Annotated in this window: 18 protein-coding genes and 1 other RNA gene; 18 read left to right on the forward strand and 1 reads right to left on the reverse strand. The window is 65.8% G+C overall.

Features of this window, described 5'->3' with window-relative positions; translation table 11 throughout:
- Positions 1-77: 77 nt before the first annotated feature.
- Positions 78-671, forward strand: a complete 594-nt coding sequence (locus GTK01_RS13715) for a lytic transglycosylase domain-containing protein (RefSeq protein WP_252926568.1) — start codon at positions 78-80, stop codon at positions 669-671.
- 62 nt (positions 672-733) lie between these two features.
- An RNA gene (gene rnpB / locus GTK01_RS13720) (RNase P RNA component class A) lies at positions 734-1,130 on the forward strand.
- Positions 1,131-1,170: 40 nt separating this feature from the next.
- On the opposite strand, the gene GTK01_RS13725 is transcribed toward rnpB, so the two are convergent.
- Positions 1,171-2,286 (reverse strand): cystathionine gamma-lyase, encoded by a 1,116-nt coding sequence (locus GTK01_RS13725; RefSeq protein WP_252926570.1) that lies wholly within the window; start codon positions 2,284-2,286, stop codon positions 1,171-1,173.
- Positions 2,287-2,674: 388 nt separating this feature from the next.
- Here GTK01_RS13725 and mraZ point away from each other — a divergent pair, with 388 nt between their 5' ends.
- From mraZ to ftsZ, 16 genes are all read left to right on the forward strand, one after another.
- Positions 2,675-3,139 carry a division/cell wall cluster transcriptional repressor MraZ gene (gene mraZ / locus GTK01_RS13730; protein ID WP_252926572.1) on the forward strand — a complete coding sequence of 155 codons (465 nt, stop codon included), beginning with the start codon at positions 2,675-2,677 and terminating at the stop codon, positions 3,137-3,139.
- Entirely contained in the window at positions 3,136-4,155 is a 1,020-nt protein-coding gene (rsmH, locus tag GTK01_RS13735) for a 16S rRNA (cytosine(1402)-N(4))-methyltransferase RsmH (protein ID WP_252926574.1), read from the forward strand. The genes mraZ and rsmH overlap by 4 nt, the downstream gene beginning before the upstream one ends.
- 1 nt (position 4,156) lies before the next feature.
- Positions 4,157-4,513, forward strand: a complete 357-nt coding sequence (locus GTK01_RS13740; RefSeq protein WP_252926576.1) for a hypothetical protein — start codon at positions 4,157-4,159, stop codon at positions 4,511-4,513.
- The gene (locus GTK01_RS13745) at positions 4,510-6,234 is read left to right on the forward strand and encodes a penicillin-binding protein 2 (RefSeq protein ID WP_252926577.1); all 1,725 of its coding nucleotides are present in this window, start codon (positions 4,510-4,512) and stop codon (positions 6,232-6,234) included. Before GTK01_RS13740 ends, GTK01_RS13745 begins: the two co-directional genes overlap by 4 nt.
- Before the next feature lie 47 nt (positions 6,235-6,281).
- Positions 6,282-7,733 carry a UDP-N-acetylmuramoyl-L-alanyl-D-glutamate--2,6-diaminopimelate ligase gene (locus GTK01_RS13750; protein WP_252926580.1) on the forward strand — a complete coding sequence of 484 codons (1,452 nt, stop codon included), beginning with the start codon at positions 6,282-6,284 and terminating at the stop codon, positions 7,731-7,733.
- Complete coding sequence (locus GTK01_RS13755) at positions 7,730-9,178, forward strand: UDP-N-acetylmuramoylalanyl-D-glutamyl-2,6-diaminopimelate--D-alanyl-D-alanine ligase (RefSeq protein WP_252926582.1); 1,449 nt, start codon at positions 7,730-7,732, stop codon at positions 9,176-9,178. Before GTK01_RS13750 ends, GTK01_RS13755 begins: the two co-directional genes overlap by 4 nt.
- Before the next feature lie 25 nt (positions 9,179-9,203).
- Positions 9,204-10,286: a phospho-N-acetylmuramoyl-pentapeptide-transferase gene (gene mraY / locus GTK01_RS13760; protein ID WP_252926584.1), complete on the forward strand. Its 1,083-nt coding sequence runs from the start codon at positions 9,204-9,206 to the stop codon at positions 10,284-10,286.
- Positions 10,287-10,290: 4 nt separating this feature from the next.
- On the forward strand, positions 10,291-11,694 hold the full coding sequence (gene murD / locus GTK01_RS13765; RefSeq protein ID WP_252926585.1) for a UDP-N-acetylmuramoyl-L-alanine--D-glutamate ligase: 1,404 nt from the start codon (positions 10,291-10,293) through the stop codon (positions 11,692-11,694).
- A complete protein-coding gene (ftsW, locus tag GTK01_RS13770; RefSeq protein ID WP_252926587.1) occupies positions 11,691-12,851 on the forward strand; it encodes a putative lipid II flippase FtsW in 1,161 nt (386 codons plus the stop codon). Before murD ends, ftsW begins: the two co-directional genes overlap by 4 nt.
- A 1-nt stretch (position 12,852) precedes the next feature.
- Positions 12,853-13,971: an undecaprenyldiphospho-muramoylpentapeptide beta-N-acetylglucosaminyltransferase gene (gene murG, locus GTK01_RS13775; RefSeq protein ID WP_252926589.1), complete on the forward strand. Its 1,119-nt coding sequence runs from the start codon at positions 12,853-12,855 to the stop codon at positions 13,969-13,971.
- On the forward strand, positions 13,968-15,380 hold the full coding sequence (gene murC, locus GTK01_RS13780; protein WP_252926597.1) for a UDP-N-acetylmuramate--L-alanine ligase: 1,413 nt from the start codon (positions 13,968-13,970) through the stop codon (positions 15,378-15,380). Before murG ends, murC begins: the two co-directional genes overlap by 4 nt.
- Positions 15,377-16,345: a UDP-N-acetylmuramate dehydrogenase gene (gene murB, locus GTK01_RS13785; protein ID WP_252926599.1), complete on the forward strand. Its 969-nt coding sequence runs from the start codon at positions 15,377-15,379 to the stop codon at positions 16,343-16,345. Before murC ends, murB begins: the two co-directional genes overlap by 4 nt.
- A 219-nt stretch (positions 16,346-16,564) precedes the next feature.
- Positions 16,565-17,491: a D-alanine--D-alanine ligase gene (locus GTK01_RS13790; protein ID WP_252926607.1), complete on the forward strand. Its 927-nt coding sequence runs from the start codon at positions 16,565-16,567 to the stop codon at positions 17,489-17,491.
- A 59-nt stretch (positions 17,492-17,550) separates the two neighbouring features.
- Positions 17,551-18,387 (forward strand): cell division protein FtsQ/DivIB, encoded by an 837-nt coding sequence (locus tag GTK01_RS13795; RefSeq protein ID WP_252926611.1) that lies wholly within the window; start codon positions 17,551-17,553, stop codon positions 18,385-18,387.
- Positions 18,384-19,694 (forward strand): cell division protein FtsA, encoded by a 1,311-nt coding sequence (gene ftsA, locus GTK01_RS13800; RefSeq protein ID WP_252926613.1) that lies wholly within the window; start codon positions 18,384-18,386, stop codon positions 19,692-19,694. The genes GTK01_RS13795 and ftsA overlap by 4 nt, the downstream gene beginning before the upstream one ends.
- 72 nt (positions 19,695-19,766) lie before the next feature.
- Positions 19,767-21,461 (forward strand): cell division protein FtsZ, encoded by a 1,695-nt coding sequence (gene ftsZ / locus GTK01_RS13805; protein ID WP_252926615.1) that lies wholly within the window; start codon positions 19,767-19,769, stop codon positions 21,459-21,461.
- Positions 21,462-21,523 lie beyond the last annotated feature (62 nt).

A 21,523-nucleotide genomic window follows, 5' to 3' on the forward strand; every position in this document is an offset into this window, starting at 1 on the left:
GCCGGGGCAGCATTCGCCGGCCCCACCCCGACCACCAGTCGTGCAACCGGCACGGCGCTGACCATCGACAGGAACTTATGACGAAGCTGACCCTTGCGGCGGCGGCCTTTGCCGCCGGAATGATTTCCTTTGCCAATTTTTCGCATGCGGATACTGACCTCCACGCCATGAAGGCCCACGCCGGCCTCAGCCAGAACGACCAGACTGCCGAGAACGGCCTGCCGGGCGTCGATCCCCAGACCACCGGGTCGATCGCGGCCAGCGAAGCCGGCAAGGCAAAGGCCGAGGCGATCACCGACGCCAGGTTCGCCAGCATCGTCGCCAAATATGCCGCCGAGACCGGCGTGCCGCCGGCGCTCGCCCATGCGGTCATTCGAGTGGAAAGCAACTATCGGCCCAACGTGACCGGCCGCGCAGGCGAGGTCGGGCTGATGCAGATCAAGCCGGCCACCGCGCGCATGATGGGCTATTCGGGAAGCGCCAAGGGGCTCTACGACCCGGAGACCAACATACGCTTCGGCATGAAGTATCTCGCTAAGGCACAGTCGGTCGGCGATGGCACGACCTGCGGCACGATCCTCAAATACAATGCCGGCCACGGCGCCAAGCGCATGAACCCGATCTCGGCGAACTACTGCGCCAAGGTCCAGCGGATCATGGCGGGCGCCTGAAGAATGCGCGGCGGCGCCGAATTCGGTTGAATTTCGAGCGCCGCCATCCTTTATACGCCCGGTCAGTCGGCCGGGCGGCCGCTTCGCAGGGCCTTGCCTTGCGGGGAGGAAAGTCCGGGCTCCACGGAAAAACGGTGCCGGCTAACTGCCGGCGGGGGCGACCCCAGGGAAAGTGCAACAGAGAGCAGACCGCCGGACCCTTCGGGGTTCGGCAAGGGTGAAAGGGTGGGGTAAGAGCCCACCGCGCTGCCGGCAACGGGAGCGGCATGGCAAACCCCACCGGGAGCAAAACCGAATAGGGACGGCGCGAGGGGCAACCCTCAGGGCATTCCGGCCCGGCCGTCCGGGTTGGTTGCTTGAGGCGCGTCGCAAGACGCGTCCCAGAAGAATGGCCGCCACGTTTCGGCGCCCTCGGGCGTCGGGGCCATACAGAACCCGGCTTACAGGCCGACTGACGCTTTTCCATCAATGAGTTGCGGGCATTGCCTGCGAAAGCGAGTCAGTTTCTCCGGGCGTCGAGCGACACTTCGATCGCGCGCCAGAGTTCGCTCGCGGGCTCGCAGCCGACCGACAGGCGGATGAAGCCCGGATCGACCGCGTCGCCCCAGCGCGCACGCCGTTCGGCCGACGAATGTACGCCGCCGAACGACGTCGCCGGCTGAAGCAGAGCGCAACCGTCGATGAAGTCCTCTGCCTTTGTTTCGCTTTCGAGGATCAGCCCGATCAGGAAGCCGAAGCGCAGCATTTGCGCGCGGGCAAGATTGTGCGACGGGTCGCCGGCCAGGCCCGGATAGCGCAGCGCCTTGACGTCATCTCGGTCCTTGAGCTTTTCCGCCAGGAACTCGGCCGTGTCGCACATGCGCTGAAAACGCACATCGAGCGTCTCCAGCCCGCGATGGACCTGCCAGGCCTCGAACGGGCCGGGAATGCCGCCGGCAAGCTTGCGCCAGTCGGAGACGGCCTGCATGATTTCGGCATCGCGGCTCGACACATGTCCGAACAGCGCGTCCGAATGCCCGTTCGGCGCCTTGGTGTCGGAGGCGACGACGATGTCGACCCCGAGGTCGAGCGGGCGCTGGCCGAGCGGCGTCATGGTCGTGTTGTCGGCGACCACGATCGCGCCGGCCGCATGGGCGGCGTCGGCCACCGCCTTGATGTCGCAAAGGTCGAGGCCGGGATTTGCCGGCGTCTCGAGAAAGACCAGCCGGAACCCATCGAACCCTCCATCGAGGAACGTCGCCGTCGGCCGCGTCTCATAGGTTACGCCGAGGCGTGTCAGGAAGCGTTCGGTCAGGATCCGCGTGGTGTAATAGCCGTCGGACGGTAGCAGAATCCTGTCGCCGGCCTTCAGCGTCGCGAACAAGGCCGCTGCGATGGCCGCCATGCCGGATGGAAAGCCGAGCGCCGGCGCATCCTCCAGGTGGCCGAGCATCTCCTCGACCGCTTCCCAGGTGTCGTTCGAGAACCGCCCATATTGCGCGAACCCCGCAGGCGCGCCGGGCAGGTGGAACATGGACGCCATCGTCAGCGGCAGCGCGACCGGATCGCCTTTTTCCAGCTTCGCGCGGCGAAGATGCGAGAGTGCGGCTGCGCGGTGGGAATTTTCGTCGGTCATCATCGGTCCTTGGCTGCGGGCGTGGGCGGGACGCTAGAGCCGACAGAGGGGATTCGCAAGGCTCGCCAAGGTTGCGCGTCTCTTAGCGGTAAACGTTTCATTAGGCTTAATGGAGCATAAACGACGGTGGCCCGAATCCCTTCGAAACAGGGGCGGCGGGTACTCGTGAAGACCTCATCCCGTTGACGCCCATAACAGCCCATGATATCCCTGAAAGCCAATCCTGCGGTCGTTTCAGTTCCAGTTCGAGCGTTCTCCAAGTCCGTCGCATCCGCTCGGACTTGCGCTCGTTTCCTGGCATGCGACGCGCGGACGGGGGCGACAGGGGAGACTGCGAATTGGGCCATCGAGCGCGATATGAGCGCGCCTCTTTTCGGCGAGCCGGCTGATGGACCGCTTTCTTTCCAGTGCGATCAACCGAATCGATTCGAAGGGTCGGGTTTCCGTGCCGGCGCATTTCCGGGCGGTCGTGCAGAAGCGTGGCTATGCCGATCTCTATGCCTTGCGGGCGCTCGACGTGCCTGCGCTCGACGTGGGCGGGCTCGATCTCCTCGACCGCTACGAGGAACGCATCGCGCTGGAGGACCCGTTTCTCCAGACGGCGGACGACATGTCATTCTTCTGCCATGGCGATGGCGCGTTCCTGAAGCTCGACCAGGACGGGCGGATCACGGTCACGGATTTCCTGCGCGAACATACCGGCATCGAGGCGGAAGTTGCCTTTGTCGGCCGGGGAACCTTTTTCCAGATGTGGGAGCCGTCGCGGCTGAAGGCGCATGGCGAAGCCGTCCGTGCGCGGCTCTCGAAGCTCAGGCAGGCGGCTGCGGCCAGCAGGCACGGAGAATCGGAATGATGGCGGGCGCCGGCGACGAGGGTGCCGGTGGCGGACCGGCCCGCCACATTCCGGTCCTCCTGGCCGAGGTGCTGGGCGCGTTGGCGCCGCAAGCCGGGCAGACGATCATCGACGGCACGTTCGGCGCAGGCGGCTATACGCGTGCGATCCTTGAGGCCGGCGCCAATGTCGTCGCCATCGACCGCGATCCGACGGCCATCGCGGCGGGCCGCGCGATGGAGGAAGAATTTTCCGGCCGCCTGCGGCTCGTCGAGGGTCCGTTCTCGCGGCTCGACGAATATGCCGATGGAACGGTCGACGGCGTCGTGCTCGATATCGGCGTTTCCTCCATGCAGATCGATGAGGCGGAACGCGGCTTTTCCTTCCGCCATGACGGCCCGCTGGACATGCGCATGTCCAGCAAGGGCCCGAGCGCGGCGGACGTCGTCAACACCTACAAGCTCGGCGATCTTGCCCGCCTCTTCGGTTTCCTCGGCGAGGAACGCCAGGCTGGCCGCATCGCCCGCATGATCGAGGACAAGCGCGCGCGCAGGCCCTTTTCCCGCACAGCCGAACTCGCCGATGCGATCCAGACGCTTGTCGGGCGCGGACCGAAGGACAAGATCCATCCGGCGACGCGCGTCTTCCAGGCGCTGCGCATCCACGTCAACGACGAGCTGGGCGAGCTCGCCCGCGCGCTGTTCGCCGCCGAACGCGCGCTGAAACCGGGCGGGCGTCTCGTCGTCGTCACCTTCCATTCCCTCGAAGACCGCATCGTCAAGCGCTTCATCGCCGACCGCGCCGGCAAGGCATCCGGCTCGCGGCACCTGCCCGAAGCGCACTTCATCACGCCGACCTTCACCGACGCCAGCAAGGCCATCGCCACCAGCGAAGCGGAGGCCGAGGCCAATCCGCGTGCGCGCTCGGCCAAGCTGCGCGCCGCGACGCGTACCGAAGCCGCCCCGCGCGCTGCGGATTTCTCGATTTTCGGATTGCCCAAATTGCCAGCCATCGGCGACGCCGAGGAGACGAACTGACATGTTCCGTACCACCGACATCGTTCTCATCGTGGTCATGGTTTCGGCGGCAGCCTTTACCTACAAGACCAAGCACGACGCGGAAAACCAGCTTGCCGAAGTGCGTCGGCTGCAAAGCCAGATCGCCTTCGAGAAGGACTCCATCGACGTGCTCCACGCCGACTGGAGCCTGCTGAATCAGCCCTCGCGCCTGCAGCGGCTGAAGGAAAACTTCAAGGACGAACTACAGCTCAACCCCGTCCAGCCCTACCAGTTCGCCACCATTTCCGAACTGCCCCGCCGCCCGCTCGCGATCGAGGACCTGATCGCCGGCGACGGGCTGATCGACGAAACCTCCACCGGGAGCATCATGCAATGAGGATCGTCAGCCGGATCACCTCGCTCCTGAAGCGTTCGACGCGGCGCGCGGACGACGCGGCCATCGTCGTAGACGGGGCGCGCAAGCGTTCGGGCGGTTCCACGCGCTCGCGCATGGCCATCACCTTCGCGCTGTTCATGGGCGTCTATGCGGTCATCGGCGGGCGCATCGTCTATCTGGGCATCGAGGACCTGCCGGCGGGCGGGCCGCCACCCTCGCGCGTGACCGCCAACCGCCCAGACATCGTCGACCGCAACGGGCTGGTGCTGGCGACGGACATCAAGTCGGCCTCGCTTTTCGCCGAGCCGCGTCGCATCGTCGATCCAAACGAGGCGATCGAGAAGCTGCGCACGGTGTTGCCGGACCTCGACTATAACCAGACCTACCAGCGGCTTTCGACCGATGCTGGCTTCGTTTGGCTGCGCCGGCAATTGTCGCCGCGCCAGCAGGCCGACATCATGGCGCTCGGCATTCCGGGCGTCGGCTTCCGCACGGAGAAGAAGCGGTTCTATCCTGGCGGTGCCACCGCCTCGCATGTCCTCGGCCTCGTCAATGTCGACAATCGCGGCACGGCGGGCATGGAGAAATACATCGACGACCAGGGCCTGGCCGACCTTCAGGCTTCGGGTCTGGCGATCGCGGGCGACCTTGCGCCGGTCAAGCTTTCGATCGACCTGCGCGTTCAGCACATCGTTCATGACGAACTCGTGCAGGCGATGGAGAAATATCAGGCGATCGCCGCCGGCGCCGTCGTTCTCAATGCCAAGACCGGCGAAGTCGTCGCCATGGCCTCGCTGCCGGATTACGACCCCAACAACCCGTTCAACGCGCTCGAGAAGGACCGGCTCAACCGCATGTCGGCGGGCGTCTTCGAGATGGGCTCGACGTTCAAGGGCTTCACCACCGCGATGGCGCTCGATTCGGGCCTCGTGAAGCTCTCCGACCGGTTCGACGCCACCGCGCCGATCCGCATCGGTGGCCACACGATCCGCGACTTCCACGGCAAGGGCCGCGTTCTGACCGTGCCCGAGGTCTTCATCTACTCGTCGAACATCGGCACCGCCCGCATGGTCGACGTGCTCGGCATCGAAGGCCACCGCAACTATCTGAAGCGGCTCGGTCTTCTCGACCGCATGACGACCGAACTGCCCGAGGTCGCGCGGCCGACGGAGCCGGCAGTGTGGAAGAAGATCAACTCGATCACGATCTCCTTCGGCCATGGTGTCGCAACGACGCCGTTGCAGACCGCGGTCGCCGCCGCCGCCGTCCTGAACGGCGGCCGGCTGATCAACCCGACCTTCCTGCCGCGCACGGAGGAACAGGCGATGGGCTCGGCGCTCCAGGTGCTCAACCCGTCGACCAGCGACGCCATGCGCTATCTCTTCCGCTACAATGCCGAGGCCGGATCGGGACGCCGCGCTGACGTTCCCGGCTATTTTGTCGGGGGCAAGACCGGCACGGCCGAAAAGGTCGTCAACGGACGCTATGTCAGCGGCATTCGTTTCAACGCCTTCATCGCCGGTTTTCCGCTCAACGACCCCGAATACATCGTCCTGACGATCGTTGACGAGCCGAAGCCGGAAAAGCCGGGCGTCGGCGCGACGGCTGGCCTCAACGCGGCTCCCATGGCGGGCAACATTGTGCGTCGTTCAGCCTCGCTTCTTGGCGTGAAGCCAGATTTCAGCCATGAAAGTGAGGCTCTGCTCGCCGCCTATCAGTGATTCCCGTCTGCGGCGCGTGCCGCCGGCGCCCATCCGAATGGAAACGCATGAAACTTGCCGACCTCGCTACCGCCCAAACCATCGTTCCCCCGGAAGCCGGCGCGATCGAGGTGAAGGGCTTTGCGCTCGATTCGCGCAAGGTCGAGCCCGGCTACGTCTTCGCCGCCTTTGACGGCGCCAAGACCAGTGGCGCGAAATTCGTCTCCGATGCGGTGGCGCGGGGCGCGACGGCAATCCTCGCAGCGCGCGGCACGGACGTTCCCGCCGGCGTACCGCTGATCGAAACCGGCGATCCGCGCCGCAGCCTGTCGCTCGCGCTCGCCGCATTCTACGGCGCACAACCACAGACCATGGTTGCCGTTACGGGCACGGCCGGCAAGACCTCGGTCGCCAGCTTCGCGCGCCAGATCTGGGTACATGAGGGCCATGCGGCCGCCAGCATAGGCACGACCGGCGTCATCTCGCCGAAATTCACCGAATATGGCTCGCTGACGACGCCCGATCCGGTCGCACTCCACCAGCTTTTGAAGAAACTCACCGGCGAGGGTGTGACCCATGCGGCGATGGAGGCATCCAGCCACGGCCTCGACCAGCGCCGCCTCGACGGCGTGCGACTTGCCGCAGCCGGCTTCACCAATCTTGGCCGCGATCACATGGACTACCACGCGACGCTGGACGAGTATTTCGACGCCAAGATGCGGCTCTTCGATACGCTGATGCCGAAATCCGCCCCGGCAGTGATCTTCGCCGACGATCCCTGGTCGCAGAAGGCAATCGATGCCTGCAAGGCGGCAGGCCTTGACGTCCTGACCGTCGGCCGCGCCGGCAACTTCCTCGAGCTCAAGCGCGTCGAGCATGGCCGACACCGCCAGCGCACCGAAATCTGCCACGAAGGTACGATCTACGAGGTCGACCTGCCGCTCGCTGGCGAGTTCCAGGTGTCGAACGCGCTCGTCGCGGCCGGCCTTTGCATCGCCACCGGCACGCCGACGGCAACCGCGATGGCCGCACTGCGCAAGCTTGAGGGTGCATCCGGCAGGCTCGAACTCGTTGGCACGACCAAGGCCGGCGCGCCGGTCTATGTCGATTACGCGCACAAGCCCGAGGCGCTGGAAAACGTGCTTTCGGCCGTCCGCCCGTTCACGACCGGCAAGGTCGTCGTGGTGTTCGGCTGCGGCGGCGACCGGGACAAGGGCAAGCGGCCGATCATGGGCGAGATCGCGGCGCGGCTTGCCGATCGCGTGATCGTTACCGACGACAATCCGCGCTCGGAGGAGCCCGCATCAATCCGCGCCGCGATCATGGAAGCGGCGCCCGGCGCCACCGAAATCGGCGACCGGCGCAAGGCGATCCGCGACGCGGTTGCTTCGCTCGGGCAGGGCGACACGCTGATCGTTGCAGGCAAGGGACATGAGGAAGGGCAGACGGTCGGCGACGTCACGCTGCCCTTTTCCGATCATGAAGAGGTGCGGGCGGCGTTGAGGGAGAGCGCAGCATGAACCTGCTTTGGACCACATCCGATCTCGTCGCCGCGATGGCGGGCCGTCCCGTCGGCACCATGCCGGACGGCATTACAGGGATTTCGATCGACAGCCGGACGCTGCAGCCCGGCGACGCCTTCTTCGCCATCAAGGGCGATCAGTTCGACGGTCATGATTTCGCCACCGCCGCCATCAAGGCCGGCGCGGGCCTGCTCGTGGTTTCGGAAAGCAAGCTGCCGGCGCTCGGGCGCCTGCACGGGCCGATGATCGTCGTTCCGGACGTGCTCGAAGCTCTGTCGAAGACGGGCGTGGCGGCACGGGCGCGCACCAAGGCGCGCATCATCGCCGTCACCGGCTCGGCCGGCAAGACCAGCACCAAGGAAGCGCTCCGCAAGGCGCTCTTGGCGGTCGGGAACGTCCACGCTTCCGACAAGTCGTTCAACAATCACTGGGGCGTCCCGCTGACGCTCGCGCGCATGCCGGCCGAGACGGACTATGCCGTCTTCGAGATCGGCATGAACCATCCGGGCGAAATCCGCCCGCTGGTCAAGCTCGTGCGCCCGCACATCGCCATCGTCACCATGATCGCCGCTGCGCATCTCGGTTTCTTCCGCGACCTGGAGGAGATTGCGACGGCCAAGGCAGAGATATTCGAGGGCGTCGAATCCGGTGGGCATGCGCTCATCAACCGCGACGACGCCCGCTTCAAGCAACTCGAAAAGGCGGCGCGTGAAGCCGGCATCGAGAATGTCTGGGGCTTTGGCGAACATTCGCGTGCCACCTTCAAACTGGTCAAGACCAAGCTTCTGCCGGAAGGCTCCACCTTCACCGCGCAGATGGCTGGCGAGGAACTCGTCGCCAAGATCGGAGCGCCCGGACGTCACATGGTGCAGAACGCCGTCGCCGTTCTCGCTTCCTCCTATCTTGCCGGCGCCGACATGGCGAAGGTGGCACATGCGCTGGCCGATCTTTCGGCGGAGGAGGGGCGCGGCGCGCGCCATCGCCTGTGCCACGGCCGAGGCGAGTTCCTGCTGATCGACGAGAGTTACAACGCCAACCCGGCTTCCGTGCGCGCGGCGATGGACGTGTTGCAGGCCGCGCCGGTCAACGGCCACGGCCGGCGCATCGCCGTTCTCGGCGACATGCTGGAACTTGGCGACCACTCACGCGAGCTGCATGCCGGCCTTGCCGAGACGATCGACCCGCAGGCGACCGGCGTCGTCCTTCTGGCCGGCCCCGAGATGAAGGCGCTTGCCGAAGCATTGCCCGACAGCCTGCGCGTCGAACATCGCGACAGCGTCGCCGACCTGCAGCCGGTCCTGATGGGCCTCGTGCGCGCCGGCGACGTCGTCATGATCAAATCGTCGAAGAGCGTCGGCTCCTCAAGGCTCGTGACAGCCTTGCGCGATAGTTTCCCCGCTGCCGAGACGGGCGCGGCGGAAGACATTCACCAGGACGCCTAGGCGCCACGCGGAGACAAGAACAAAAATGCTCATGCTTCTCGTAGCGCTGGCGGATCAGGTTTCGGCCTTCAACGTCTTCCGCTACATCACCTTCCGCACCGGTGGCGCGCTGATCACCTCGGCGCTGATCGTGTTCATCTTCGGGCCGATGATCATCGATTCGCTGCGCATCCGTCAGGGCCGCGGCCAGCCGATCCGCGCCGACGGGCCGCAGACCCATTTCAAGAAGGCGGGCACGCCCACGATGGGCGGGCTGATGATGCTGACCGGCATCGTCGGCGCCTCGCTCCTGTGGGGTAACCTCTCCAGCATCTATGTGTGGACGGTTCTCCTCGTCACGCTCGGCTTCGGCGCGATCGGCTTTTACGACGACTATCTGAAGGTCACCAAACAATCCCATATGGGCTTTTCGGGCAAGGCGCGTCTTGCGGTCGAATTCCTCATCGCCGGCACCGCGACCTTCGTCATCATGACTGCAGGCGAGGAGCCGTTCTCCTCCTCGCTGACCTTTCCCTTCGTGAAGGACCTCCTCCTCAATCTCGGCTGGTTCTTCGTCCCCTTCGCGGCCTTCGTCATCGTCGGTGCGGGCAACGCGGTTAACCTGACCGACGGCCTCGACGGCCTTGCCATCGTCCCGGTGATGGTGGCCGCCGGCGCCTTCGGCGTCATCGCCTATCTTTCGGGCAACGCCGTCTTCGCCGACTACCTTCAGATACACTTCGTCGTGGGGACCGGTGAATTGTCCGTCATCCTCGGCGCGGTGATCGGGGCAGGGCTCGGCTTCCTCTGGTTCAACGCGCCGCCTGCCGCCATCTTCATGGGCGACACCGGTTCGCTCGCGCTGGGTGGCCTCATCGGCACCGTCGCTGTCGCTACCAAGCACGAGATCGTCCTCGCCATCATCGGCGGCCTCTTCGTCATCGAGGCGCTTTCGGTCATCATCCAGGTCGGCTGGTTCAAGCTCACCGGCAAGCGCGTCTTCCTGATGGCGCCGATCCATCACCATTTCGAAAAGCTCGGCTGGACGGAAAGCCAGGTCGTGATCCGTTTCTGGATCATTGCCGTCATCCTCGCCCTTGTCGGCCTTTCCTCGCTGAAGCTGCGGTGACGCCATGATCGCGGCCGGCTCCTTCGCCAATCGCAGGGTCGCCCTCTTCGGGCTCGGCGGCTCGGGTATTGCTACCGCGCGCGCGCTGATCCAGGGTGGCGCGGATGTCACGGCCTTCGACGACAATCCGCAGAGCGTCGAATCCGCGCGCACCGCAGGCATTCCCGTCAGTGATCTGCGGCAGGCGGACTGGAACGGCTTTGCCAGCTTCGTGCTGGCGCCCGGCGTCCCGCTGACCCATCCCAAGCCCCACTGGAGCGTGGACCTCGCGCGTGGCAGCGGGGTCGAGATCATCGGCGACATCGAACTTTTCGCGCGCGAGCGCCGGCGCGCCTCGCCAGATGCGCCGTTCGTCGCAATCACCGGCACCAACGGCAAGTCGACGACCACGGCGCTCATTGCACACATCCTCGCCCACGCCGGGCGCGACACGCAGATGGGCGGCAATATCGGCAAGGCAGTCATGACACTCGAGCCGATCACACCTCAGCGCAACTATGTCGTCGAATGCTCGTCCTACCAGATCGATCTGGCGCCCTCGCTCGATCCGACGGTCGGCATCCTCCTCAACCTGACGCCCGATCATCTCGACCGTCACGGCACGATGCAGCACTACGCGGCGATCAAGGAGCGGCTCGTCGCCGGCAGCAGGACGGCGATCGTCGGCGTCGATGACGTTCATTGCGAGCAGATCGCCGCTCGACTCGAGGCGGCTGGGCAGAATGTCATCCGCATTTCCAAGCGGCTCGAACTCGAAGACGGCTATTTCGCAACTGGCACCGACCTCGTTCGCGCTGTGGGCGGCAAACGCGAAACGGTCGCCTCGCTCGAAGGCATCGGGACGCTGCGCGGCCAGCACAATGCGCAGAACGCGCTTGCCGCGGTCGCTGCCTGCGTGGCGCTCGAGCTTTCAGGCGAGGAAATCCGGGCCGGCCTTTCGACGTTCCCCGGCCTTGCGCACCGCATGGAAATCATCGGCACGCGCAGGGGCGTTCTCTTCGTCAACGATTCCAAGGCGACCAATGCCGAAGCCGCCGCGCCCGCTCTGTCGAGCTTTGGGCGCATCTACTGGATCGCCGGCGGACTACCCAAGGACGGCGGCATCGAGACGCTTCGCGCCTTCTTCCCGCGCATCGCTCGCGCCTATCTGATCGGCGAGGCAGCGCCCGCTTTCGCCGCCACTTTGGGCGCCGAGGCGCCGTTCGAGATCGCCGGCACGCTCGATGCAGCCGTCGCCCATGCCGCGCGCGACGCCGCCGATGACGCTTCGGGCGAGCCGGTCGTGCTGCTTTCGCCGGCCTGCGCCAGTTTCGACCAGTTCAAGAATTTCGAGGTTCGTGGCGAGGCCTTTCGCAGCGCGGTCCATGCGCTCGACGGGCTCGTTTCTTTCGGAGGGACTTCCCAATGATCAGTCGCGTCGACCGCAGTCCTGTCGCGCAGTGGTGGTGGACGATCGACCGCTGGTTCCTGGCGGCGTTCATGGCGCTGATGCTGCTCGGCGTCGTGCTCTCCTTCGCCGCGAGCCCGGCTGTCGCCGAGCGCATCGGCCTCGACAGCTTCCACTTCGTCACGCGCCAGATCATCTTCATGATCCCGGCGCTCATCGTGATGCTCGCGGTATCCTTTCTGGATGCACGGCTCGTGCGGCGGCTCGCGCTCCTGATGCTCGTCGGCTCGCTGGTCATGATGGTGGCGGTGCTTTTCGTCGGCGCCGAGATCAAGGGATCGCGGCGCTGGCTGCATCTGGCCGGCATCTCCATCCAGCCCTCGGAATACATGAAGCCGGCATTCGTGGTCATCTGCGCCTGGCTGTTTGCCGAGCGCGCGCGCTCAGACGCCGTTCCCGGCAATTTGTTCGCGATGATGCTGCTTGGCGTCGTGCTGGCGCTTCTGGTGGCGCAGCCCGATCTCGGCCAGTCCCTGCTCGTCGTCGCGACCTGGGGCGTGATGTTCTTCATGGCGGGGTTGCCCTGGCTGTGGATCATCATCCTCGGCGGCGTCGCGGTCGCCTTTGCCAGCGGCGCCTATTTTTCCTTCGATCACGTCCAGGGGCGCATCGACCGCTTCCTGACCGGCGAAGGCGACAACTACCAGACCGACATGGGCCATGAGGCGATGGTGCGCGGCGGCTGGCTCGGCCAGGGGCCAGGCGAGGGGTCGGTCAAGCGCATTCTCCCCGACAGCCATACCGACTTTGTCTTTGCCGTCGCCGCCGAGGAATTCGGTCTGATTCTCTGCCTGATCATCGCCGGGCTCTTCGCCTTCGTCGTCCTGCGCGGCATTTCGCGGGCCTCGAAGGAGACCGACGATTTCTCGCGCTTCGCCATCAGCGGCCTTGTCGTGCTCTTCGGCTTCCAGTCGATCATCAACATGGGCGTCAATCTCCAGTTGCTACCGGCGAAAGGGATGACGCTTCCCTTCATCTCCTATGGCGGCTCGTCGCTGATCGCGATGGCCATTTCCATGGGTATGGTGCTCGCACTGTCGCGCAAGAAGCCGCAGCGGCACAGCGTCCTTTCGGGCCGCGGATTCGGCGGCGCGCAGCCCCTGCCGGCGGCGGAATGAGATGACCAAGGGCCTGATGCTCCTGTCTGCGGGCGGCACGGGGGGACATCTCTTCCCCGCCGAAGCGCTCGCCCACGAACTGATCGCACGTGGCTGGCTCGTCCATCTTGCGACCGACGACCGGGCAGGGCGGTTTGCGGGCGACTTTCCCGCGGCCAAGGTCCATCCGGTCCATTCGGCCACGATCGGATCGAAGAACCCGCTCGCGCTCGCACGCACCTTTTGGGCGCTCTGGACGGGCGTACGGCAGGCCTCCAAGATCATCGAGACGATCCGGCCAAAGGCGGTGATCGGTTTTGGCGGCTATCCCACGCTGCCGCCGCTCTACGCAGCGACCCGGCGCGGCGTGCCGACGATGATTCACGAGCAGAACGCCGTCATGGGCCGCGCCAACAAGGCGCTGGCGACCCGCGCCAAGGCGATTGCCGGCGGGTTCCTCGAAACGTGCAAGGACAGCCGCATCGTCGTCACCGGCAACCCCGTGCGCCCTTCGGTCATCGAAGCGTCCGCCACGCCCTATGAAGTGTCGCGTGGCAGCGATCCCTTCCACCTTCTCGTCTTTGGCGGCAGCCAGGGCGCGCAATTCTTCTCCAGCTCCCTGCCCGACGCGATCCGCGCGCTGCCGGCCGAACTTTATTCGCGGCTCAAGGTCACCCAGCAGGCGCGCCCCGACGACGAGGCTGCGGTCAAGGCCGCCTATGCCGAGCTCGGCATCGAGGCTGAGGTCTCGCCTTTCTTCAAGGACATGGCCAAGCGCATCGCGTCGGCGCAACTCGTCGTCTCGCGCTCGGGCGCGTCGACCGTTTCGGAACTCGCGGTGATCGGCCGGCCATCGATCCTCGTTCCCTATCCCCACGCGCTCGATCATGACCAGGCGGCGAACGCGGCCGCGCTTGCCGCGGCCGGTGGCGCGCTGGTTGAGCCGCAGTCGGGGCTTTCGCCCGAACGACTCGCCGAGCTCATCGAAGGCTTCATGACGGACCCGGACCGCGCCGCCACGATGGCGCAATCGGCCCGTTCCGTCGGCAAACCCAACGCGGCGACATTGCTTGCCGACCTCGCGGAGGCTATTGCCGGGGGCCAGACAGTCACGCAATTCATCGAAGGAGGCACCCCATGAAAATGCCGCAGACAATCGGCGTGGTGCATTTCATCGGCATCGGCGGCATCGGCATGAGCGGCATCGCGGAAGTGCTGCACAATCTTGGCTACAAGGTTCAGGGCTCCGATCAGTCGGACAGCGCGAACGTCCAGCGCCTGCGCGAGAAGGGCATCGAGTGCTTCGTCGGGCACCGGGCCGAAAATCTCGGCCAGGCTGAGGTCGTCGTCGTGTCGACCGCGATCAAGAAGTCCAACCCCGAACTCGCCGCCGCGCGCGAGAGGCTCCTGCCGATCGTGCGCCGGGCCGAGATGCTCGCCGAACTGATGCGGTTCCGCCAGGCCGTCGCCATCGGCGGTACGCATGGCAAGACGACGACGACGTCGATGGTGGCGACGCTGCTCGACGCCGGCGGGCTCGACCCCACCGTGATCAATGGCGGAATCATCAACGCCTACGGCACCAATGCCCGCATGGGCGAAGGCGAGTGGATGGTCGTCGAGGCCGACGAGAGCGACGGCACCTTCCTGAAGCTGCCGGCCGAGATCGCGGTCGTCACAAATATCGATCCCGAACATCTCGACCACTACGGCTCGTTCGAGAAAGTCCGCGAGGCGTTCCGCCAGTTCGTCGAGAACGTGCCGTTCTACGGCTTCGGCGTGATGTGCATCGACCATCCCGAGGTGCAGCAGCTCGTCGCGCGCATCGAGGATCGCCGCGTCATCACCTATGGCGAGAATCCGCAGGCCGACGTGCGCTATTTCAACCACCGAATGGACGGCGCATCGTCGATCTTCGATGTGATGATCCGCAATCGCAAGCGCGACGCGACGCTGACCATCGAAGGGCTTCGCCTGCCGATGCCCGGCCGTCACAACGTCTCGAACGCCACGGCCGCCATCGCCGTCGCGCACGAGCTTGGCCTCGGCGCGGATGCGATCCGCAAGGGCCTGTCCGCCTTCGGCGGCGTCAAGCGCCGGTTCACGCTGACGGGCGAATGGAACGGCGCCTCGGTCTTCGACGATTACGGCCACCATCCGGTCGAGATCAAGGCCGTGCTGCGGGCCGCGCGCGAGGCGTGCCAGGGCCGCATCGTGGCGATCGCCCAGCCGCACCGCTACACGCGCCTGCGCGATCTCTTCGACGATTTCGCCTCCTGCTTCAACGATGCCGACACGGTCTTCATCGCTCCCGTCTATGCGGCTGGCGAGGAGCCGATCGAGGGCGTCAGCGCCGAGTCGCTGGTCGAGCGCATCAAGGCGGGCGGCCACCGCGACGCCCGGCTACTGGAGGGCCCCGAGGCCATCGCGCCGGCCGTTCAGGCGCTGGTGCAACCCGGCGATTTCGTCGTCTTCCTCGGAGCGGGCAACATCACGCAATGGGCCTACGCCCTGCCGAAGGATCTCGGCTCGCTCGAGGCGGCAGCATGATCGACGGCAGCGCGCTCCTCGCGCGGCTCGGCGACCTTTCCGCAATCCGCGGGCGACTGACGCCAAACGCGCCGATGGAAGCGATCACCTGGTTTCGCGTCGGCGGGCCGGCCGAGCTCTTGTTCCAGCCTGCCGACGAGGACGATCTCGCCGCGTTCTTGAGGCTGCTGCCGGCTGACGTGCCCGTTCTGGTCGTCGGCATCGGCTCCAACCTCCTCGTGCGCGACGGCGGCATCCCCGGCGTCGTCATCCGCCTCTCGGCCAAGGGCTTCGGCCAGGTCGAGGTGCTGGATGAGACGCGCATCCGCGCTGGTGCGGCCGCGCCGGACAAGCGCGTTGCGGCGGCCGCGCTCGACGCAACCATCGGCGGATTTGCCTTCTACCACGGCATACCCGGCGCCGTCGGTGGCGCGCTGCGCATGAATGCCGGCGCCAACGGCACCGAGACGCGCGAACGCGTCGTCGACGTCTATGCGATCGACCGCACCGGCAGTCGCCACGTCCTGTCCAATGCCGAGATGGGCTATGCCTATCGCCATTCCGCCGCTTCACCCGACCTGATCTTCACAGGCGCGCTCCTCGAAGGCCATCGCGAGGACGCGGCCGTGATCCAGGCGGCGATGGACGAGGTCCAGCACCATCGCGAGACGGTCCAGCCGGTCAAGGAAAAGACCGGTGGGTCGACCTTCAAGAACCCCGAAGGCTCCTCGGCGTGGAAGGAAATCGACAAGGCCGGCTGCCGCGGGCTGATGATCGGCGGCGCGCAGATGTCGCCGCTCCACTGCAATTTCATGATCAACACCGGCAATGCGTCGGCGCACGATCTGGAACTTCTCGGCGAGACCGTACGCGCCCGTGTCGCGGCGAATTCGGGCATCGTCCTCGAATGGGAAATCAAGCGTCTCGGCGTGGCCAAACCTGGCCATGAAGTCGAGCCGTTCGCAGGTTCCGCACCTGTTTCCTGAATGCGCGATCACAACGCTTCATAAAAAATAATCTTCCCTGAATCCGAAGCCCTTGCCACCGAATCTCCGATCTGATTCTTTGGCCTTGCGGCGTTATCTGATTTGAGTCGGCCACGCATGAGGCGTGAGGGGACGGCAGGCAATTTGTGCCTGCCGATTGCGGACTCGTGGGGCTTGGTCGACGCAGGTTCGGCCCGATGAATGAGGGGATTTCCGGGTATGGTACAAAAGCACGTAGCCGTCTTGATGGGGGGATTCTCCTCCGAGCGGCCTGTGTCTCTGGCCTCCGGAAATCCGTGTGCCGATGCGCTGGAGGCCGAGGGCTATCGCGTCACGCGCGTCGACGTCGATCGCAACGTTGCATCGGTACTCGCCGAACTTCGGCCTGACGTCGCGTTCAACGCGCTGCATGGTCCCTTCGGCGAGGATGGAACGATCCAGGGCATCCTCGAATATCTCGAAATTCCCTACACCCATTCCGGCGTGCTGGCCTCGGCTCTCGCCATGAACAAGGAGCAGGCCAAGCGCGTCGCCAAGGTGGCTGGCATCCCTGTGGCCGAATCCCGCGTGATGAACCGGCATTCGATCGGCCGCGAGCATCCGATGAAGCCGCCCTACGTGGTCAAGCCTGTCAATGAGGGGTCGAGCTTCGGCGTCGTCATCGTCAAGGAAGATCAGGCGCATCCGCCGCAGGTCATCGGATCGGCCGACTGGCGCTACGGCGACACGGTCATGGTCGAGCGATTCGTGCATGGCCGCGAATTGACCTGCGCCGTCATGGGCGATGTCGCGCTCGGCGTCACCGAGATCATCCCGGTTGGCCATTCCTTCTACGATTACGACTCGAAATACGTTGCCGGCGGCTCAAAACACGAATGCCCGGCAAATCTTTCACCGAATATTTACCAAAAAATACAGACACTCGCGCTCAAGGCACATCAGGCAATCGGCTGCCGGGGCGTCTCCCGATCTGACTTCCGCTACGACGACCGCCATTCCGAAAACGGCGAGATCATCTGGCTGGAGGTGAACACGCAGCCAGGCATGACGCCGACGTCTCTTGTGCCCGAACTGGCCGAACATGCCGGCCACAGCTTCGGCGAGTTGTTGAGTTGGATGGTGGAGGACGCATCGTGCCTGCGTTAGGAAATCGAGCCGGACGGTCGACCTGGTCGGCGCGTGACGCGTTCGTTTTGCCGCGCCTCTTGCGTCGACCTGCGCGTCATCTCCATCGCTGGACGTCCGGCGAGGTCGAGCCGCCGCGCTTCGCCGCTCTGATGGCGAGCGCGCTCCTGATCGGATCGTCCGTCGTCTACGGCACCGTGCTCGGCGGTCACATGCCGGGCGTCGTCCAGTCGATCACCGCGCGCACCGGCTTTGCCATCGAAGACATCGAGATCGTCGGCAACCGATTCACGTCCGAGATCGACATCTTTCAATCGGTCGGCCTCGACGGCTTCACCTCGCTGATCGGCTTCAGCGCCGCAGAAGCGCGCGAGCGCATCGCCCAGCTTCCCTGGGTGGAAAGCGTCGACGTCCAGAAGGTCTATCCCGCCACGCTCGCCGTGACGCTCGTTGAGCGCCAGCCCTTCGCCGTCTGGCAGAACGGCAACCGGCTTTGGGTGATCGAGCAGGACGGCCGCGTCATCACACCCCTGGCGCGTAGCCAGCATGCCGAGCTCCCGGTCATCGTCGGCCGTGGCGCCGAGGAGCATGCGGCGCATTTCCTCAAGACGATGGCCGCCTATCCCGAACTCGCCTCGAAGACGCGGGCCTATATCCGCGTCGCCGACCGGCGCTGGGATCTGCGGCTGCGCAACGGCACGACGGTCAAGCTGCCGGCGAGCGAATACGAAGCGGCGCTCGCTGCCGTCATCAAGGCGGATCGCGAGCAGGAGCTCTTCTCGCGCGACGTGACCGTGGTCGACATGCGCCTTGCCGGCCGCATGGTGCTCAAGCTGACGGAATCGGCAATGGAACAGCGCGAAGCCATGCTCAAGGAGCGGCTCGGCAAGAAATACGTCCCGGAGAAGCGCACATGAGCTGGTTGTCCACCGGCAAGCCCACGCAGGCCAAGCGTTCCGGCATCGTCACCGTTCTCGACGTCGGTTCGAGCAAGGTGTGCTGCATCATCGCCAAGCTGCAACCGCGCGAGCAGAGCGACATGCTGCCCGGCCGAACGCATCAGGCGCGCGTCCTCGGCATCGGCCACCAGAAGTCGCTCGGCATCAAGTCCGGCGTCATCGTTGATCTCGACCGCGCCGAGCAGGCCATCCGCCTCGCGGTGGATGCCGCCGAGCGCATGGCGGGGCTGACGGTCGATTCGCTCATCGTCAATACGTCCGCGGGACGGCTGAAGAGCCGCGTTTTCAACGCCACCGTCAATCTCGGCGGCCACGAGGCCGACGAGAGCGACATCACCCGCGTTCTGGCCGCCGGCGCCAAGCAGGTGCAGCGCGCCGAGCGCGAGGTCGTCCATTCGATGCCCATCGGCTTCTCGCTTGATGCGGAGCGCGGCGTGCGCGATCCGCGCGGCATGGTGGGCGATACGCTCGGCGTGGACATGCACGTCCTGACAGCCGATGCCGCCCCCTTGCGCAATCTCGAGCTTTGCATCAACCGCTCTCATCTGTCGGTCGAGCGCTTCGTCGCGACGCCTTTCGCCTCCGGCCTCGCCTCTCTTGTCGAGGACGAGATGGAGATGGGCGCGGCCTGCATCGACATGGGCGGCGGGACGACGACGCTCGCCATCTTCGCCGACGGCAAACTGGTCCATGTCGACGCGATGCCGATCGGCGGAACGCATGTCACGATGGACCTTGCCAAGGGCCTTTCGACGCGACTTTCGCATTCGGAGCGGCTGAAGGTCATGCACGGTTCCGCGCTCGCCGTCGGCGGCGACGACCGGGACATCGTCACCATCAACCCGATGGGCGAGGATGGCGAGGTTCCGCTGCAGGTGCCGCGCTCGGTCATGAACCGAATCATCCGCGCCCGCGTCGAGGAGACGCTGGAAATCGTTCGCGATCGCCTCAACAAGTCGGGCTACGGCAATGTGGTCGGCAAGAGGGTCGTGATGACGGGCGGCGCGAGCCAGTTGACCGGCATGGCCGAGGCGGCACGTCGGGTTCTGGGCCGCAATGTGCGGCTCGGGCGCCCGCTCGGCGTCAGCGGGCTGCCGGAAGCGGCCAAGGGCCCGGCATTTTCAACTTCTGCGGGCCTGTTGATCTACCCGCAAGTTTCGGAACTGGAAAGTCAGCTAAGACGGGGTGGCGGACTGCGCTGGCAGGCCACCGGGACGGGCGGACGATTCCAACGAGTAAGCCAGTGGTTACGAGATAGTTTTTGAGTTTGACGGGGTTTTGACCCACGGCGGCCGCAGCGGCGACGCGGCAGGACAGGCGAAAAAAGGACGACGGAAATGACAATCAATCTGCAAAAGCCGGACATCACCGAATTGAAGCCGCGAATCACCGTGTTCGGTGTCGGCGGCGGCGGCGGCAATGCGGTCAACAACATGATCACGGCCGGACTGCGCGGCGTCGAGTTCGTCGTTGCGAACACCGATGCGCAGGCGCTGACCATGACCAAGGCCGAGCGCCTCATCCAGCTCGGCGCGAACGTGACCGAGGGCCTGGGTGCCGGTTCGCAGCCCGAAGTCGGCCGCGCGGCCGCCGAGGAATGCATCGACGAAATCCTCGACCACCTGTCCAATACGCATATGTGCTTCGTCACCGCCGGCATGGGCGGCGGCACGGGCACGGGTGCAGCTCCCGTCGTCGCCCGCGCGGCGCGTGAAAAGGGCATCCTGACGGTCGGCGTCGTCACCAAGCCCTTCCACTTCGAAGGCCAGCGCCGCATGCGCACGGCCGATCTCGGTATCGAAGAGCTGCAGAAATGCGTCGACACGTTGATCGTCATTCCGAACCAGAACCTGTTCCGGATCGCCAATGACAAGACCACCTTCGCCGACGCGTTCGCGATGGCCGACCAGGTGCTTTACTCGGGCGTTGCCTGCATCACCGACCTGATGGTCAAGGAAGGCCTGATCAATCTCGACTTCGCCGACGTGCGTTCGGTCATGCGCGAGATGGGCAAGGCGATGATGGGCACCGGCGAAGCTTCGGGCGAGGGCCGTGCGCAGGCCGCCGCGGAAGCGGCGATCGCCAACCCGCTCCTCGACGAAACCTCGATGAAGGGTGCCAAGGGCCTCCTGATCTCGATCACCGGCGGCCGCGACCTGACCCTGTTCGAAGTCGATGAAGCTGCGACCCGCATCCGCGAGGAAGTGGATTCGGACGCCAACATCATCCTCGGCGCGACCTTCGACGAGGAACTGGAAGGCGTCATCCGCGTGTCGGTCGTCGCCACGGGCATCGACAAGGCGTCCGCCGATATCTCGGCCCCGCCGATCATGAACCGCCCGATGGCCAAGCCCGTCGATCGTGCGCCGCAGCCGCAGGCCGCGCCTGCCGCCGAGTTGCGCCCGGCCGCACCGCGCTCCGTGGAAATGCAGCCCGTCGCTGGCGCGCCAGTCGACCCGGTGGCAGAAGCGATCCGCCAGGCCGACGCCGAAGCCGCCCAGCTTCGCCCGGCTGCCCCGCAGGACGAATTCCGTCCGCAGAGCCGACTCTTCTCGGAGCCAGTGCGCCAGGTCGAAGCTCCGGTCCAGCATGCCGCGCCAGCCCCGGCGCAGCAGGTCGCGCCGCAGCCCGTTGCCCAGCAGCCGGTTGCGCAGGCGCCCGTCCAGCCGCGGATGCCGCGCGTCGAGGACTTTCCGCCGATCGTCCAGGCCGAACTGACCCGCGCCGCGCCGCAGGAAGCGCACGAAGATCGCGGTCCGATGGGCTTGCTCAAGCGTCTGACCAATGGTCTGTCGCGCCGCGAGGAAGAGCCGGCGCGTCTCCAGCCGGCCCAGCCTCGCGAGCCCAAGCTGCGTCAGCAGCCGGCAGCGCCTGCTCCCGAACAGCGCCGCGCGCCGAGCGCGGAAGCGCAGCAGTACGCACCGCGCCGCGGTCAGCTCGATGACCATGGTCGCCTTGCTGTCCAGCCGCGCCAGGTCCAGGAAGACGACCAGCTCGAGATTCCGGCCTTCCTGCGCCGCCAGGCGAACTGATCTCTTTCGATCCTGAAATGCTTCGAGCGGGCCCCTTGTGGGCCCGCTTTTGCATTCGCCTT

The sequence above is a fragment of the Aliihoeflea sp. 40Bstr573 genome (assembly GCF_024105655.1).
In the GTDB taxonomy this organism is placed as follows: Bacteria; Pseudomonadota; Alphaproteobacteria; order Rhizobiales; family Rhizobiaceae; genus Aliihoeflea.

Excerpts from the sequence above, each read along its gene's own strand:
- GTK01_RS13715 (WP_252926568.1), top strand. The coding sequence starts at position 78 with ATGACGAAGCTGACCCTTGCGGCGGCGGCCTTTGCCGCCGGAATGATT.
- GTK01_RS13725 (WP_252926570.1), bottom strand. The coding sequence starts at position 2,286 with ATGACCGACGAAAATTCCCACCGCGCAGCCGCACTCTCGCATCTTCGC.
- mraZ (WP_252926572.1), top strand. The coding sequence starts at position 2,675 with ATGGACCGCTTTCTTTCCAGTGCGATCAACCGAATCGATTCGAAGGGT.
- rsmH (WP_252926574.1), top strand. The coding sequence starts at position 3,136 with ATGATGGCGGGCGCCGGCGACGAGGGTGCCGGTGGCGGACCGGCCCGC.
- GTK01_RS13740 (WP_252926576.1), top strand. The coding sequence starts at position 4,157 with ATGTTCCGTACCACCGACATCGTTCTCATCGTGGTCATGGTTTCGGCG.
- GTK01_RS13745 (WP_252926577.1), top strand. The coding sequence starts at position 4,510 with ATGAGGATCGTCAGCCGGATCACCTCGCTCCTGAAGCGTTCGACGCGG.
- GTK01_RS13750 (WP_252926580.1), top strand. The coding sequence starts at position 6,282 with ATGAAACTTGCCGACCTCGCTACCGCCCAAACCATCGTTCCCCCGGAA.
- GTK01_RS13755 (WP_252926582.1), top strand. The coding sequence starts at position 7,730 with ATGAACCTGCTTTGGACCACATCCGATCTCGTCGCCGCGATGGCGGGC.
- mraY (WP_252926584.1), top strand. The coding sequence starts at position 9,204 with ATGCTCATGCTTCTCGTAGCGCTGGCGGATCAGGTTTCGGCCTTCAAC.
- murD (WP_252926585.1), top strand. The coding sequence starts at position 10,291 with ATGATCGCGGCCGGCTCCTTCGCCAATCGCAGGGTCGCCCTCTTCGGG.
- ftsW (WP_252926587.1), top strand. The coding sequence starts at position 11,691 with ATGATCAGTCGCGTCGACCGCAGTCCTGTCGCGCAGTGGTGGTGGACG.
- murG (WP_252926589.1), top strand. The coding sequence starts at position 12,853 with ATGACCAAGGGCCTGATGCTCCTGTCTGCGGGCGGCACGGGGGGACAT.
- murC (WP_252926597.1), top strand. The coding sequence starts at position 13,968 with ATGAAAATGCCGCAGACAATCGGCGTGGTGCATTTCATCGGCATCGGC.
- murB (WP_252926599.1), top strand. The coding sequence starts at position 15,377 with ATGATCGACGGCAGCGCGCTCCTCGCGCGGCTCGGCGACCTTTCCGCA.
- GTK01_RS13790 (WP_252926607.1), top strand. The coding sequence starts at position 16,565 with ATGGTACAAAAGCACGTAGCCGTCTTGATGGGGGGATTCTCCTCCGAG.
- ftsA (WP_252926613.1), top strand. The coding sequence starts at position 18,384 with ATGAGCTGGTTGTCCACCGGCAAGCCCACGCAGGCCAAGCGTTCCGGC.
- ftsZ (WP_252926615.1), top strand. The coding sequence starts at position 19,767 with ATGACAATCAATCTGCAAAAGCCGGACATCACCGAATTGAAGCCGCGA.